The 14127-nt window shown below is 71.0% G+C and carries 10 protein-coding genes; 3 read left to right on the top strand and 7 right to left on the bottom strand.

From position 1 onward, the window contains the following. Positions 1–415: 415 nt before the first annotated feature. Positions 416–910 carry a peptidylprolyl isomerase gene (locus tag ACFZA0_RS32405; RefSeq protein WP_391023598.1) on the top strand — a complete coding sequence of 165 codons (495 nt, stop codon included), beginning with the start codon at positions 416–418 and terminating at the stop codon, positions 908–910. 963 nt (positions 911–1873) lie between these two features. Continuing rightward, a complete protein-coding gene (locus ACFZA0_RS32410) occupies positions 1874–3619 on the top strand; it encodes an ATP-binding cassette domain-containing protein (RefSeq protein ID WP_391023600.1) in 1746 nt (581 codons plus the stop codon). Between the two features lie 81 nt (positions 3620–3700). Here the strand turns inward: ACFZA0_RS32410 and ACFZA0_RS32415 are convergent, their stop codons facing one another. Then, complete coding sequence (locus tag ACFZA0_RS32415; protein WP_391023601.1) at positions 3701–4885, bottom strand: macrolide family glycosyltransferase; 1185 nt, start codon at positions 4883–4885, stop codon at positions 3701–3703. 399 nt (positions 4886–5284) lie between these two features. On the opposite strand from ACFZA0_RS32415, the gene ACFZA0_RS32420 reads away from it, so the two are divergent. Next, positions 5285–6226 carry an alpha/beta fold hydrolase gene (locus ACFZA0_RS32420; protein WP_391023604.1) on the top strand — a complete coding sequence of 314 codons (942 nt, stop codon included), beginning with the start codon at positions 5285–5287 and terminating at the stop codon, positions 6224–6226. A gap of 163 nt (positions 6227–6389) precedes the next feature. On the opposite strand, the gene ACFZA0_RS32425 is transcribed toward ACFZA0_RS32420, so the two are convergent. From ACFZA0_RS32425 to ACFZA0_RS32450, 6 genes are all read right to left on the bottom strand, one after another. After that, the gene (locus ACFZA0_RS32425) at positions 6390–6959 is read right to left on the bottom strand and encodes an FHA domain-containing protein (protein WP_391023605.1); all 570 of its coding nucleotides are present in this window, start codon (positions 6957–6959) and stop codon (positions 6390–6392) included. 83 nt (positions 6960–7042) lie between these two features. Then, positions 7043–7711, bottom strand: a complete 669-nt coding sequence (locus ACFZA0_RS32430) for a 4Fe-4S cluster-binding domain-containing protein (RefSeq protein ID WP_391023607.1) — start codon at positions 7709–7711, stop codon at positions 7043–7045. Continuing rightward, positions 7708–9015 carry a hypothetical protein gene (locus tag ACFZA0_RS32435; RefSeq protein WP_391023609.1) on the bottom strand — a complete coding sequence of 436 codons (1308 nt, stop codon included), beginning with the start codon at positions 9013–9015 and terminating at the stop codon, positions 7708–7710. Before ACFZA0_RS32435 ends, ACFZA0_RS32430 begins: the two co-directional genes overlap by 4 nt. Continuing rightward, positions 9012–11360, bottom strand: a complete 2349-nt coding sequence (locus ACFZA0_RS32440) for a protein kinase (RefSeq protein WP_391023610.1) — start codon at positions 11358–11360, stop codon at positions 9012–9014. The genes ACFZA0_RS32435 and ACFZA0_RS32440 overlap by 4 nt, the downstream gene beginning before the upstream one ends. Next, positions 11357–13228, bottom strand: coding sequence for an AAA family ATPase (locus tag ACFZA0_RS32445; RefSeq protein ID WP_391023612.1), 1872 nt, complete (start codon positions 13226–13228; stop codon positions 11357–11359). The genes ACFZA0_RS32440 and ACFZA0_RS32445 overlap by 4 nt, the downstream gene beginning before the upstream one ends. Positions 13229–13467: 239 nt before the next feature. Beyond that, positions 13468–14124 carry a DUF6338 family protein gene (locus ACFZA0_RS32450; protein WP_391023614.1) on the bottom strand — a complete coding sequence of 219 codons (657 nt, stop codon included), beginning with the start codon at positions 14122–14124 and terminating at the stop codon, positions 13468–13470. Between the last annotated feature and the right edge of the window lie 3 nt (positions 14125–14127).

Raw genomic sequence — 14127 nt, forward strand, 5'->3', positions numbered from 1 at the left:
GTCGGTCGCGGACGCCGGGGGTCGCGCGAGGTTCCGGGAGCCTGTCCAGTGGCCCCCTCGGGGCGCGGCTGAACGGACGCCGCAGCCGTGTTACGCCTCACACGCCAGCTCTTGAGTATCGACATGTCCTGCTGGCACGCGGGACACCGGTCTTCGAGCCGCGCGTCGAGAAACGCGGGCCGGGGGATCAGCCGGAGACAGTTGGCTCCCCGGTGCTTCGGGCCGTGCCGCTCGTCCGTCGTCATGGCCGCGGTGTGCCCGCGACAGCCTCTGATCACTCCCCCGCACTCCGCGCGGACAGTGAACGGACCACGACCGCCGCGGAACCTTCTCAAATCGCCTGAATCCTTCCGAAACAGCTGTTCAGCAGCGGCCGATTCATCCACCCGAGACCTGAAGTGACAGGATGGCCGCCATGAGCAACGTCTACTTCGACATCACCATCGACGGCCAGGCGGCCGGTCGCATCGTCTTCAACCTGTTCGACGAGGTCGTCCCGAACACGGCCAAGAACTTCCGCGAGCTCGCCACCGGCCAGCACGGCTTCGGTTACGCGGGTTCGCCGTTCCACCGCGTCATTCCGCAGTTCATGCTGCAGGGCGGCGACTTCACCAACCAGAACGGCACCGGCGGCAAGAGCATCTACGGTGAGAAGTTCGCCGACGAGAACTTCAAGCTGAAGCACGACCGCCCGTTCCTGCTGTCGATGGCGAACGCCGGCCGCAACACCAACGGCTCGCAGTTCTTCATCACCACCGTCGTCACCCCGTGGCTCGACGGCAAGCACGTCGTGTTCGGCGAGGTCGTCGAGGGCCAGGAGCTCGTCCAGAAGATCGAGTCCCTGGGCAGCCAGTCGGGCGCCACCCGTTCCAAGATCGAGATCGCCGCCTCCGGCGTCGTCGAGAACTAGCACCCGCGCGTCACCCACCACCGCGGCGCCACGTCCCACCCGGCGCCGCGGAGCAGCACGGAGCAGGTTGCAGGGTGGCCCCGGCCGGACGACGTCCGAGCCCGGGGCCACCCTTCGCGTTTCCCCGCGAGCCCTGCCGAACCGCACCCACCCGGCACCCGGCGGGTACGGTTCGGCGGCGCGGGCCGTGCGTCCGCCGACGGTCGCGGATACCGGGTGCGCTGTCCCGGCGCGGTCGGCGGCTGCCCGACGGGGCCGCCCCGAGCGGCACCGGGATACGACCGGGAGCACCGCCGCGCAGGGCTCGGGCTGCCCCGCCTGCGGGTGCGCGGACATTCACCGGCGGGCGCGGGCGCCGCGACTCCCCTCGTGAGGCCCGAGGCACCCCTCGTGCGCGGACCCGGGCCGGGCGACAGCCACGGAACCAGGCGCGCTCCCGGGCGCCGCGCGCCCTGCGACCCCGCCGTGGGGGCCCCGCCGTGGGGCCCACCCCTGGCGCACTTCTCCGCCTCAGCGGCCCCGCCCGCCCCACCTGTCGGGAAACCCCACCACTCCCACCAGCCTCCGCCTCGGCGATTCGGCCACCCCGGGCCCGCCGTGCGCCCAGGTCGGGCAGGGCACCTGGTCGTGCCCGCCGCCCGGACGCGCGGAACTCCCTTCGTCTCAAAGACGCGCGTTCGACGCGGTGCCGCTCGTCGTTGTTCCGGCGTCGCACTCGACAGACCGACCGGCGGAACACCCGGCGAAGTACCCCGACTACCGTTCCAGGGAGTGCAGTTGACATCCACGGCAGACGGCAGGACCCCGCAGTCCGAGACCGAGCGAACCCGGACGCGGCCACCTGCTCCGCCATCACCGGCGGAGATCAGGTACACAGGCGAACACTCCGTCAATCCGCTCGGCGACGTCTCCTTCCGGCATCTCTGTACCCGGCTCCCCTCCGTACTGCGCCGCATCTGGACCATGGCCTGGACGCTCGACCGCTCCTCGGTCCTCCTGCTGGCCGCCTGCCAGGCGGTCACCGGGGCCGCGGCCGCCCTCAGCCTGGCGTTCGTCGCCCACGCGATGCGGCCGCTCCTCGGCTCCGGGGACGTAACAGACCGACTGCGGGCGGCACTTCCGGCGCTGATCGTCGTCACCGCCGCGGCGGCCGTCGGCCGGGCCGCCGCGGCACTGGCCCAGTACGCCGACCGCAGGCTCACTCCGCTGCTCACGACCCAGGCCGACTCCGCGCTCGTCGAGGCCGTGTGCCTGGTCGAGTCCTCGGCGTACGCGGAGGACGGCTTCGCCGACCGCCAGAAGGCCGCCGAGGTCGGCGTGATCCGCACCATCGTGATGGTCAGCGACGCGCAGCGCTTCATGTCCGCCCTGATCCGCATGATCGCCGCGTGCGGCGTCCTGTCGGTCCTGCACTGGGCGATGCTCCCGCTGCTCCTGCTCGCGGTGCTCCCGGCCGGTGTCGGCGCAGTCCTGTCCGCCCGGGTCGACTACGAGATGCACTACGCGAATGTCTCCGACCGCAACGTGCGCCACATGATGCGCTGGTGGGCGACCACGCCCAAGCACGGCGACGAGGTACGGGCCAACGGCATGACCGGCTACCTGCTGTTCTGGTACCGGTCGCTGTCGGAGCGCATCGACCGGCGGCTGCTCGCGGTCGCGCCGAAGACGCTCCGCATCGCGGTCCTGTCGTCCCTCGCCGGCGGCTTCTTCCTCGTCCTGACATGGGCGGCGCTCGCCTGGCTGGCCTCCACCGGACGGATCGCCCTCGCGGTCGCGGCGACCGCCGTCGTCGCCGTCCAGACCACCCTCGGCGCGCTCGGACAGGTGGTCATCAACGGAGCGGCCCTCTTCCACACGAGCCTCTACCTCGCCGACATGCAGACCTTCCTCGACGACGCAGCCCAACGCGCGCCGCAGCGGGGCCGGTTGCCCGTGCCGTCGCCCGTGGAGGAGATCCGCCTGGCCAACGTCGGCTACCAGTACCCGGGCAAGGAACGACCCGCCGTGGACGACGTCTCGCTCACGCTGCGCCGGGGCGAGATCGTGGCCGTCGTCGGAGAGAACGGCAGCGGCAAGTCCACCCTGCTGCGGCTGATCACCGGCATCTACCTCGCCGACAAGGGCCGCGTCCTGTGGAACGGCGCCGACCTCTGCCGCGTCGACCAGGACACCGTGTGGGCGTGCACCGGGCTCGTCCCGCAGCTCTTCGCGCAGTGGCCGCTGCGGGTGCGCGAGAACGTGACGCTCGGGCAGCCCCGCACCCACGACGACGCCCCCGTCTGGGAGGCCGTCGACGCCGTCGGGATGCGCACGGCCATCGACGAACTCCCGCACGGCATCGACACGTTGCTGGCCCGGGAGGTCTTCGGCGGTGCCGAGCTGTCCGGCGGCCAGTGGCAGCGCCTCGCCTGCTCCCGGGCGCTCTACCGCCGGCCCCAGCTCCTGATCCTGGACGAGCCCACCTCGCAGATGGACGCCCGGGGCGAGCATCAGATCTTCGAGCAGATCAAGCGGGTGGCCCGGGACCGCATCACCATCTTCGTCACTCATCAACTGGAGAACACCAAGATCGCCGACCGGGTCGTCGTGATGGAAGAGGGCCGCCTCACCGAAGAGGGTACGTACGACGAACTCGCCGACGGAGGCGGCCTGTTCACGGAGCTGTTGTCGCTCGCCAGGGACCGACGGCCCAACGGGGACGGGTAGTTCGACCGACCCGGTCGCGACCGTACCTGCCGTTCTCCCGGTGCCTGCCCGGCACCGGGAGAACGGCATGGCCGAATCGGCTCAGCTCACTGTCGTCAGCATCTCCTCGACAAGGTCCGCGGCGCGGGAGGTACCTCCCTCGGCCCGTGCCCCGGCGCGCAGTTGGGCCGAGCGTCGGGACACCTCCGCGTCGGCGACCAGGTCGTTCAGGGCGCCGCGCAGAGCGGCGGCGGTGGCGTCGGCGGTGTCGATGCGCCGGGCGACGCCCAGTTCCACGAGCCGGTCGGCGTTCATGAACTGGTCGGCGGCCTGCGGCACGGCGATCATGGGCACGCCCGCCTGAAGTCCCTCACCGCAGCCGCCCATTCCGGCGTGGGTGACGAAGGCGTCCGCCTGCTCCAGGACCGCCCGTTGGGGGACCCAGGAATGCACTTCGACGTTGGGCGGGACGGGTCCGAGTTCGCGCGGGTCGGTGTGCTTGCCGATCTGGAGGACGACGTGCCAGCCGGGCAGATCGCCGTAGGCGGCCAAGCACTCGCGGTAGAAGCCCGGTTGACGTGTGAACGCCGAGCCCAGGGAGATCAGCAGGACGCGGCGCGCGTGGGCGGGCCGGGTCCAGCCGCCGGAGCCCGGCGTCGCGTCGTAGCAGGGGCCGACGAAGGTCACCGCGCCGGCGTCGACCTTGTCGGCGTGCGGCTGCATGGCCCTGGGGATGAGCGCCAGGGCCCGGTCGGGGTGGCCGGAGAAGGCGTCCACGTCGGTGGTGGACGCCCCGCAATCGGCGAGCCATCGCGCGAACTTCTCCCGGTAGGCGTCGGCCCCCGGCAGTTGACGCAGATGCACCGCCACGTCCTGCTCGTAGCCGTCCCATCCGACGAATGCCGGGGAAAGCTGCATGAGGGGCCGCCCCTGCGACTCGGCCAGGGCACGCGCCGCGAAGGCGCCGATGTCGTACAGGTACAGGTCGGCCGGGTCGTGGTCGTACGCGGCGCGCAGCACGGGGAGGGCGCGGATCCCGTCGTCGAGGAAGAGGGTCATCGCCTCGACGGGGTCCTCCGGCCAGTTGTTGTCGGCGACCGGCAGCCCGGATGGGCACCGGACGAACTCGGCGCCCGTCTCGGCGATCAGGTCCGCCACCGGCAGGTCGTTGGCGTAGGTGACCCTGTGGCCGCGGGCGACCAGCTCACGGATGACGGCGAGGCTGGGCAGTACGTGGCTGACGACGGGGATGCCGACCATGGCGATGTGGGCACGGCGACGTGACATGGATACTCACTCATTCAGATCGAGGCGGTGGAGCGGAGCAGGGCGAGCGGGCGCGCCCGACCGTCCGGGACGACCCGGGCGTGGGCAGCGCGCACGAACTCGCGACGAGGAGAACGAGGACCGGTCCGGGGAGTCGCCCCCACGGATCGTCCCGGTTCGCTTGCGTCCCGCTCGGTCAGCCGTACATCTGAAGGAAGTGCATGCCGGCGACCCTAGCCGCGTTCGCCGATCCGGGCATCGCCTTTTCGCGGGGCAGGGGGGACAACCCCACCTCGCCCACTGACACCAGCCGCACTCCGGAGACACATGCCAGCCGGATCCCGTATTCGCGCAGGTCACCGAAGGATGGGACGCGCACAGAAGCACAGAACAGCACCATCGGCCGCCGAAGGATCATTCATGCCCCGCTCTTCCCGCCCGCGCAAGTCCACGTACCGCGTCCTGGCGGCGCTCGCCCTGCTGACCCTGACCGCCGGCGCCGTCACGGCCTGCGGCGGCAACGACAACGGCGACGCCTCCGACCACGCCTCCTCGGCCTCGTCCGCGTCGTCCGCGTCGACGGGAGCGGGGCGGTCGGACGCGGCGAAACTGCACATGATCACCAACGACGGTCACCGTCTGGCGTTCTACGTGATCAAGGGCAGCGAGCGGACGATCGTTCTGGACTCGGGCGGCGGCGAGGACGCCTCACAGTGGAAGCACATCGCTCCCGAACTCCACGCCGACACCGGCGCCACCGTCATCACCTACGACCGGGCGGGACTCGGCAAGAGCGACGTGGTGCCCGGCCCGTGGAAGGTGAAGAGCGCGGTCAGCGACCTCAGGTCGGGGCTCGAACAGCTTGGCGTGACCAGGAACGTGACCCTGGTGGCCCACTCCCAGGCCGGGGAGATCGCGAACAACCTCGCCCAGGACAACCCGAAGATGCTCTCCGGCGCCGTCCTGGTCGACGCGAACCTTCCCGGGTTCTTCACGGACCAGGAAATCCCCCGCCTCGTGGCCGGAACGCAGCCGGAGGTCGACGCGGCGAAGAAGAACCCCGACGAGCCGGCGAACCGCCAGCTCATCTCCACCGCCGAGGGCTTCGCCTCGGCGCACAAGGTCTTCCACACGGTGGTCTGGCCCGACTCGGTTCCGGCGAGGGTCCTGGTCTCGGAGAAGACCCCGTTCGAAGGATCGCCCGTGGACGCCCAACGCTGGCGCGACGCCGCAGCCGCGTTCGCCAAGGCCGCGCCCAACCGGACCCTCGTCACCGTCAAGGGCAGCTCGCACGAGATACCGACGGACCGCCCGGCCCTGGTGGTCAAGGAGGTCGAGGGGATGGTCTCCGCAGAGCAATGACCGCTGCCACGGGGGGCGTTGGACGGTCGACCGACACCGGGACCGGGACCGAAGTCGATGCGACCGTCCAGCTATTCCTCGGTGCCACACCGTTGACCTCGGCCGCGTCGACGTCCGTCCTCTGCGCGACGCGTTGCGACGTACAGGCGGGTATCTGTCGCGGTCAGCCGCCCTGGGTCCGCCGCAGGCGCACCTGCGCGGTGACGTTGGACGCGAGGCGGACCTTGCTGCCGTCGCGGAGGGGGCGGGTCTGTCCGGCCGGTACCGGAACCTCGTCGGCCCAGGTTCCGTTGGCCGAATTCTCGTCACGCAGCCAGGCAGCGCCGTCCGCCGTCAGACCCACCGTCGCGTGCGTACGCGAGACGTTGTCGAAGCAGGCCAGCCGCGGGGCCGTCGCCGTGTGGCTCGGGTCGCGGCCCAGGACGACCTGCTGTCCCGGCTCGACCACGATCTCCCCACTGGTGAAGCTCAGCCGGAGCGTGGTCGCCTCACGTTCGAGTGTGGTGCGCAGGGCCTCCGGGGGATGCCCTCGGCGGCCGTCAGCGGGCAACTCGTGCAGACAGGCGACGCACACCAGGTCGGCGAGCGCGACGGGAGCCCGACAGAACGGGCACTCGGCATCCGCCCGCCCCACTTGTGCGGGCTGAGGAGCGCCCGGCGGTACGGGCGGGTCGGAGACCGTCGAGAGGCCGACCACGGGCGCGGTGGTCACGGCGATCGGTGCGACGCGCACTGCGTCCTCCGTAGTGAGCACGGCCCGGCACCCGGGGCAGACCACCTCGTCAACGCCCACCTCCGTGTCGCACACAGCGCAGATCAGGCGCTCCATGTCGTCCCCTCCCATGTCACTCCTCCGGCCTCGGCCGCATCCCGCAACCGGGCGAGGTCCGCCCGGTGCGGGATGCCGATGAGACGCAGGTCCGTACCGTCCGACGTCAGTTGCAGACGGCGTTCCCCGTACCCGGCCAGGGCCAGGGGTCCGTAGCGCTCGCGGCCCAGCGGCGTCAGCGGGACGATCCGCTGATTGTCGGAGCCTCGCAGGGGGCTGCCAGTGTTCCGGCGGGCCACGTAGGGGCCGGCGACGATCGCGTCGCAGCTGGCGAGTGCCGCGCTGTGTCCGGCGCCGTCGCGCAGCCGGGGCCAGGCGAGTCCCGAGAAGACCAGGATGTCCGCGTCGTTGTCCTGTCCGGAGGTTCCATCGTCCAGCAACTCCCTGATTCCGTGCAGGAGTTCTGCCAGGGCCTCCGGCTGCTCGAAGGGCTCTCCGCCAGAGACCGTCACCCCGTCGAGTGGACCGGGCAGCCCGCGTATCCAGTCCAGGACGGCCGAGACGTCCGCCTCCGTCTCCGGCCGTGCCTCCCAGGTGTCTCGCGACATGCACCCCGGGCAGGCCAGGGAGCAGCCCTGGACCCAGACACCGGCCCGCACTCCGTGTCCGAGCACGGTGACGGGGTGATGCAGCCTGCTGACCGCGAGTCGCGTCACGACGCTGCCCCCGTCCCCCGCTGTTCCGCCCCGCCCGCGGCGCGCCGCTCCTCGCGGCCGTCGTTCCCGAGGGCACCGGTCATCGGCGTCGGACGCGAGCCCGGGGCGGTCAAGGAGCGGACGTCGACCTGCACGCCCTCGTCGGCGAGTTGGGCCCGCAGATCGTCCAGGGCACCGCACCACTGTTCCTCGCGTTCCAGGTCGGCCCGGCTCCCGCTCATTCCCCGGGCCCCGCCGGTACGCACGACCACAGCCCTCAGTTCCTGCCGGTCCGCGTCGAGGATCATGCGCACCTCGTGTTCGCGCCACGAGGTGTGGGAGACGGCGAATGCACCCTGGTCGACGGTTGCGGTGGAGAAGTCCCCGCAGATCTCGTAACCCATCTGCTCCAGTGAGGCCAGGAGCACCTGGCGAACGTGGTGCCGTTCGGCCGCGTCGCGCACCGACTCCGCCCAGAGCAGGGCCTCTTGGCGGGTGCCGGGTTCGAGGGGGCGTTGCGCACGGACGATGGCGAGCAAGGTCTCTCGCAGCGGCACGGCCGCCTCGTCCTCGACATGGCCCAGTACCTGGAGGAATGCGGCGGCGGCGCGGGCGTCCACCATGCGCCGGTCGGCGTCGGTGCGGGCGGTGTCGACGCGGGTGCGCAGGTCGTCGAGCCGATTGCGTGCCTCGGTCGCGGTGGACGCCGCGCCGACCCGAGCAGCCGCAGCCGTGATGCGCAGGCGCTCGTCGTACGGCACAGCCGCCGGCAGCCGCCCCAACGCCCTTGTGGCGGCGGCACGTTCAGGACCGACGGCGTCCTGCGCGGAGGTCCGGGCTTTCGCGCCTTGTCCGCGAGCGGGTCCCGCCGCCGGGCCCGGGGTGGCGCGGGTCGGGCGATCGCCGATCGGCAGGCCCGTCGTCAGCCAGGCTGCCGCCCGTGCGGCGTCCTCTTCCACCAGCAGGCTCTCCGCGGTGGCCAGAGCCCGGTCAGCGGCTTCGCACCAGGTGCGGAGTTCGACGGTCTGCTGCCGGAACAGGGCAAGCGGGTCCGGCAGTCGGGCATCGCGGCGGCCGTACGCCGCGAGCGCGGTCCTCGTCACCTCGATACGGGCGTTGCGGGCGAGCACCTCGGCCACCGCGTCCTCCCACACGGCTTCGGCACACCGTTCTCGTTCCCAGTGCGCCTGCCGGCGTTCGAGGGCCGAGCCGACGGCGGTCAAGCCGGAGCTGAGGGCCACGGACACGGCCGCACCAGCGGCGTAGCCGAGAACGGCACCGACCGCGAGCGGCGCCACCAGCCCCATCGCGGAGCCTCCGCTCATCGCGGGTTCACCGTCCTCTCGTAGGCCGCGGCCCACTGGTTGTTCCACAGGGTGCGTCTGCGGGACACCGACCGCAGATGAACGACCAGGAGGATCACGTAGAGGAGTGCGGGGAAGACCAGGGTCAGCCCGCACAGGATGACGGCAAGGCAGCCGAATCCAGCGCCCCTTGGGCGCCCGGCCCCGAGGAAGGCGCCACCCGCGTGACTGAAGAGGGTGTAGCCGCGTCTGTACTGGGCGCCGACGCGGTGGGCCAGGACGATTTCCGCCGGGACGTGGACGAGCAGCAGTGTCAGGCCGATCACCAGGCTGGCGGTGGCCGCGTCCTTGCCGAACAGCATCTCGCCGATCTGGTCGACCAGAACCATTGCCGCCGCGTAGCCGGCGAACGGCGCGACGGCCCGCGCGGTGGCGCCCGGCAACGCGGCGGGCGACGTCCGTTCCGCCTCCATGTGCTGCCAGCGGGCCACTTGTTGGCGGTGGGCGGCCTGGGCCTCCGCAGTCCTTCTGGCGGTCTGCTCGGCCTCCGCGAGGGCGGCGGGAACCAGTCTGCGCAGCGCGGTGAGCGCCGCCGGGCCGTCCCCGACCTGTTGGCGTGCCTGCCAGAACCAGGGAACGGCGGCGGCGCGTGCGGACACCTGCTCGATCTGCTGCCACAGGCGGGGCCCGTCCTCCCGGCTGCCGAGAACGGCGCAGAGCAGCGGCGCGACGACCGTACGGACGTCCGGCGGCGCGGAGAGGGCGCGTTGCGCGGTCGGCGGAAGCAGGGGCCAGAGTCGGGCGAACGCGGCGTCACTGTCGGCCTGCGCCGAACGCCAGGCGCTGTCGATCCTGCGCAACCCTGACGATGTCGGGTACTCGGCCAGTTCGGGCAGCAGGTTCTGACTCCACAGTGCCTCGACGAGACGTACGTGCTCCTCGTCGGCAGAGTGCGCGGCCAGGGCGTGCCGGGCGATCGCGAGCAGGTTGTCACGGTCGACGAGCAGGCCGCGGCACATGGGCCGGCTCTCCGGGGCGAGGGTGAGAACCAATCGGACGAGTCGGGCGTCGGGCCCCAGCGCGGGGTCCGTGAGGCGGTGGTCGATCAGGTCCTGGAGCGCCTCCACGTCGTACTCGTCGGGCTCGTCGAACTGCCTCAGCCACTTGCGCAGTGCCCGCCACCCCTCGGACGGTTGATGGGCGGGCCCCATGTCGGTGAAGTAGCTGCGGGCAGCGGCCTCCCACACCTCGGACTCGGCGAGCGCGGCGACGAGGTCCCCCGGTGCCGTGTAGCGGACCGACCGCAGGACCAGGGGTGTCGCCGCCCGGATGCGCCGCGGTGCGGCCACGGGCACGGTGTACCGCACTTCCGGGCTTCCCCCGTCGAGCCAGCCGGCCACCTCCTTCGCACCCCAGCGGTCGTCGGGGTCCCGGGTGAGCAGACCCGCGCACAGCATCCGCAGCCGCGGGTCGGTGACACCGTCGAGGTCGATGCCGCGCAGCATCACCGCGGCATCGATGGCGGGCTTCACCATGGACTCGAAAGGCCGCTCTCCCAGGACGAGTTCGCGTGCCATCATGCCCAGCGCCCACCAGTCACGGGCACGTGAGGTCTGGCCGCCGCTGCTCAGCAGCAGTTCGGGGGCAAGGTAAGCGAGGGTGCCCGCGGCGTTGGCGGCCGCGCGGGTCTGGTCGAGCACGCGGCTGACGCCGAAGTCGGTCAGCGCCAGGTCGAGCGGATGGCGTGAACGGACCAGGACGTTCTCGGGTTTGAGGTCCTGATGGATGATGCCGACCTCGTGCAGCGCGACGAGGGCGTCGGCAATCTGCCGCACCGTTTCGGTGACCATGGCGAAGGGGCCGTCGGTGGGCCGGCTCTCGACGAATTCGGCGAGGTTGCCACCGCGCACGAACTCCATGATCTCGTAGTCGCGCTGTCCCGCCTCACCCGTCTCCACGAATCTCACGACGCGCGAGGTGCGCAACTGCGGGATCTTGGCCCACACCTCGCGGGACGCCTGGGGCCCGGAGCGACGGTAGATCTTCACGACGAGCTGCTCACCCTGTTCACTCTCGACGAGCAGCAGGTTGGCCTCCGCGCCCATCGTGGGAAGCTCGTTCAACACCCGGAAGCGTGTGGCGAGTTGTCTGGGCAGAACGGTCAGCAATTCGTCCGGGTCCGCGAGCGCGGGATCGTGGGCGGCCGGCTCGGGGCTCACCGGTTCCGCGGCGGCGTGGTCCCGGCCGACGGGCGCGGTGACCGGTTCGATCCGGGTCCTGAGCGCTTCTCCGGGCTGTCCCGGGACGGTGTGCGCGTCCCGCTCCAACCGGGTTCGCAGGGGGTCGACGGGCTCGTGTGACGTCATCGCAGGGTCACCCGCCAGCCTGTCGCACCGTGGCTGACGTCGGTGATGCGCTGGTCGGGCGCCAGGTTCCCGCCCTGCGCGAACAGCGCGCGGGCCAACGGGTTGATCAGTGCCGTTTCGAGGACGGAACCGATTCCCCGGCCGCCGAACGTGATGTCGTGCGTCGCGGCCGTCAGTAGGGTCTCGCGCGCCTCGGGCGCGACGGTGAGACGCACGTGGCGTTCCTTCTCCACGAGCCCGAGGATGCGGCGCAGCAACAGGTCGAAGATCTCCCGCGCGGCCTCCTTGGCGATGAAGTTGAACACGACGATGTTGTCGCCGAGCCGGTTCAGCAGCTCGGGCCGGTCCAACTCCTCGGCGATGTGCTGCCGGACGGCTGCGGTGATGAGCCCGACCAGTTCGTCACGGCTGTTGTCGGGACTGACGTTGGAGACCTGCACACCGCGCTCGTCGAGGACCGACATGCCCAGGTTGGACGTGAAGACGAGCACAGCCTCGGAGAAGTAGACGGTGGAACCGGTGCTGTCGGTGAGGCGGCCGTCGTCGAGGATCTGGAGGAACTTGTCGAGGATGCGTGGGTGCGCCTTCTCGATCTCGTCGAAGAGGATGAGGCTGAAAGGCCGTTCACGCACGGAGTTGGTCAGCTCGCCACCCGCGTCGTGCCCGATGTACCCGGGAGGCGCCCCGATCAGGCGGGCCGCGGAGTGTTCGGCCGAGAATTCGGTCATGTCGAAGCGGATGTAGGCCCGTTCGTCTCCGAAGATGAGCTCGGTCAGCGACTTCGCCAGCTCGGTCTTGCCCACCCCGGTGGGTCCGGCGAAGAAGAGCACCCCCCTCGGCCGCGACGCGTTCGAGGCGGCCTGGGCGCCCGACAGGCCCATGACGGAACGGACGATGATGTCGACGGACTGCTCGATGGCCTCGTCCTGACCCCGCACGCGCTCACGGATCCGCTCGGCCGCGGTCGTCAGCCGCTCCCGCAGGAACGGCTTGCTCCAGGGATTGTCGGAAATGCCGACGCGATAGCAGCGGGCTGCGTCCTCGATGGAACCGGCCGCGTCCTCGCCGGTGCGTGCCAGCCGGATGATCTCCATCATGCTGCGTACGGTGAGGGACTCGGTCTGCTCGGCAAACCGGTAGGCGACGTCCTCACCCTCGTTCGCGGGCAGTTGAGCAGCGATCCCCCTCGTCAGCAGTTCAGCCGCCGCCTTGCGGTCGCCGAGGTCCGGCAGCGGAATGGCGATGCGGCGCACGGCCATGGAGTCGGCGGTGAACCAGGCGGGGATGTCACGGTCGTTGTTGGCCACCCACAGAACGGGGTTGTAGCGCGGGGCCGACCCAGCGCCGCGCACCGGATTCGATGTGTGGGACAGCTTCTCGCAGGCGGAGAAGAAGTAGTGCTCCTCGGGAGACAGTTGGCGCACGTCGCGCACCAGGCGGGACGCGTAGTCGACCATCACGCCGGCCGGGGTGTCACGGCTGCCGGCCACCGCGCGGACCACCCCGAGAAGTGCGTCGAGACTGAGCGGCCGGCCGTTCCCGACGGGTACCTGGGTGAGCTCGGCGACCGCCTTGCGGGTCTCCTCCTCGTTGCCGGACAGGACGTGCAGCCCGTCGACGGGGTCGACGACGAGCAGGAACCGATAGCCCAGCGGTTCCATCAGCCACCACATGGCCTGCCGGACATCGAGCAATTGCCATGAACTCTGGTGCGGAACCAGATAGTTGTCGCGGATATTGCCGTACAGCACCAACTGTGGGTTGGTCAGGAAGCAGGTGCGGGCCTCTCGCAGCCACGCGGGGACGTGCCGGCCGGCGAACGCGTCTGCGGTGACCGACTCCGGCGCCACGGACAACCCTTTGGCCATGCCTGGAAGTTCAGCACCGACGGTCATTCGGCGGCCTCCTCGTCGGTGGCAGCCTCTCGGGGCTCCGGCTCCGGTGGGTCGGGCTGCTCGGAAATGGTCATCGAGGGCGGCAGCGGCCCCAGCGCGGTGGCCACCTGCCCCCTTGGGCTGTAGCCGCCCCGCCGCCGCACCGTCCGCCGTCGCCGGACAGGCGGCTCCTCAGGACGTGATGTCGATTCGTTTCCGTCGTCGCTCATCCTCTACTCCCCCTCTACGCACATGACTTCGGCGTACGCGACTTCCTCCCAGCGCATCAGCACGCCGACCCCGCGGAACTTCGGGCGCCCCTCCAACAGCCGGATGAGACCCGACTCCGGATCGACCTCGACGGTCTCCGCCAGGAACAGGTCCTGGTCGTGCGGGAACCCGGACGCGTACGAGTCCGGCCCCCGAGTGGCCGGTGCGAAGGCTCCGGCGAGCCAGCCGTTGGCCCCACCACCGGGGTCCTTCAACCGGATACGGAGCCAGACGCTGCTCTCGTACGAGAACACCTGGTCCCAGGCGCGCGGGGCGGGCGCGGGACCGGTCAGCCAGCGGGCCCAGGGGCGCCTGCGCCGGGTCGCCACTCCGACGGCGTGCCCGAGGGCAGCCGGCAGCAGCGCGTAGACGGCGAGGACCGGCCACAGCAGCCAGGGGGATGCCTCGGTGCGGAAGGGGCCGTGCCGGTCCTGCTGCACGAGCCACCATGTCAGCGGAGCGAGCAGTAGGTGGAACAACACCGAGACACCCAGGAAGCGCAGGACACGGTCCGACATCGTGACGCCCCAGGCACCGGCCTGCTTCTCCGACTCCCAGGTATAGAGAGCTCCGGGCACCACACCCAGCAGCGTGGCGAGCAATGCCTCGAACGATCCCATTGG

Source organism: Streptomyces sp. NPDC008150 (assembly GCF_042956945.1).
Lineage (GTDB): Bacteria > Actinomycetota > Actinomycetes > Streptomycetales > Streptomycetaceae > Streptomyces.

Bases quoted from the DNA above. Each gene is read 5' to 3' on its own strand.
- ACFZA0_RS32405 (WP_391023598.1), top strand. From the start codon at position 416: ATGAGCAACGTCTACTTCGACATCACCATCGACGGCCAGGCGGCCGGT.
- ACFZA0_RS32410 (WP_391023600.1), top strand. From the start codon at position 1,874: ATGGCCTGGACGCTCGACCGCTCCTCGGTCCTCCTGCTGGCCGCCTGC.
- ACFZA0_RS32415 (WP_391023601.1), bottom strand. From the start codon at position 4,885: ATGTCACGTCGCCGTGCCCACATCGCCATGGTCGGCATCCCCGTCGTC.
- ACFZA0_RS32420 (WP_391023604.1), top strand. From the start codon at position 5,285: ATGCCCCGCTCTTCCCGCCCGCGCAAGTCCACGTACCGCGTCCTGGCG.
- ACFZA0_RS32435 (WP_391023609.1), bottom strand. From the start codon at position 9,015: ATGAGCGGAGGCTCCGCGATGGGGCTGGTGGCGCCGCTCGCGGTCGGT.
- ACFZA0_RS32440 (WP_391023610.1), bottom strand. From the start codon at position 11,360: ATGACGTCACACGAGCCCGTCGACCCCCTGCGAACCCGGTTGGAGCGG.
- ACFZA0_RS32445 (WP_391023612.1), bottom strand. From the start codon at position 13,228: ATGGCCAAAGGGTTGTCCGTGGCGCCGGAGTCGGTCACCGCAGACGCG.
- ACFZA0_RS32450 (WP_391023614.1), bottom strand. From the start codon at position 14,124: ATGGGATCGTTCGAGGCATTGCTCGCCACGCTGCTGGGTGTGGTGCCC.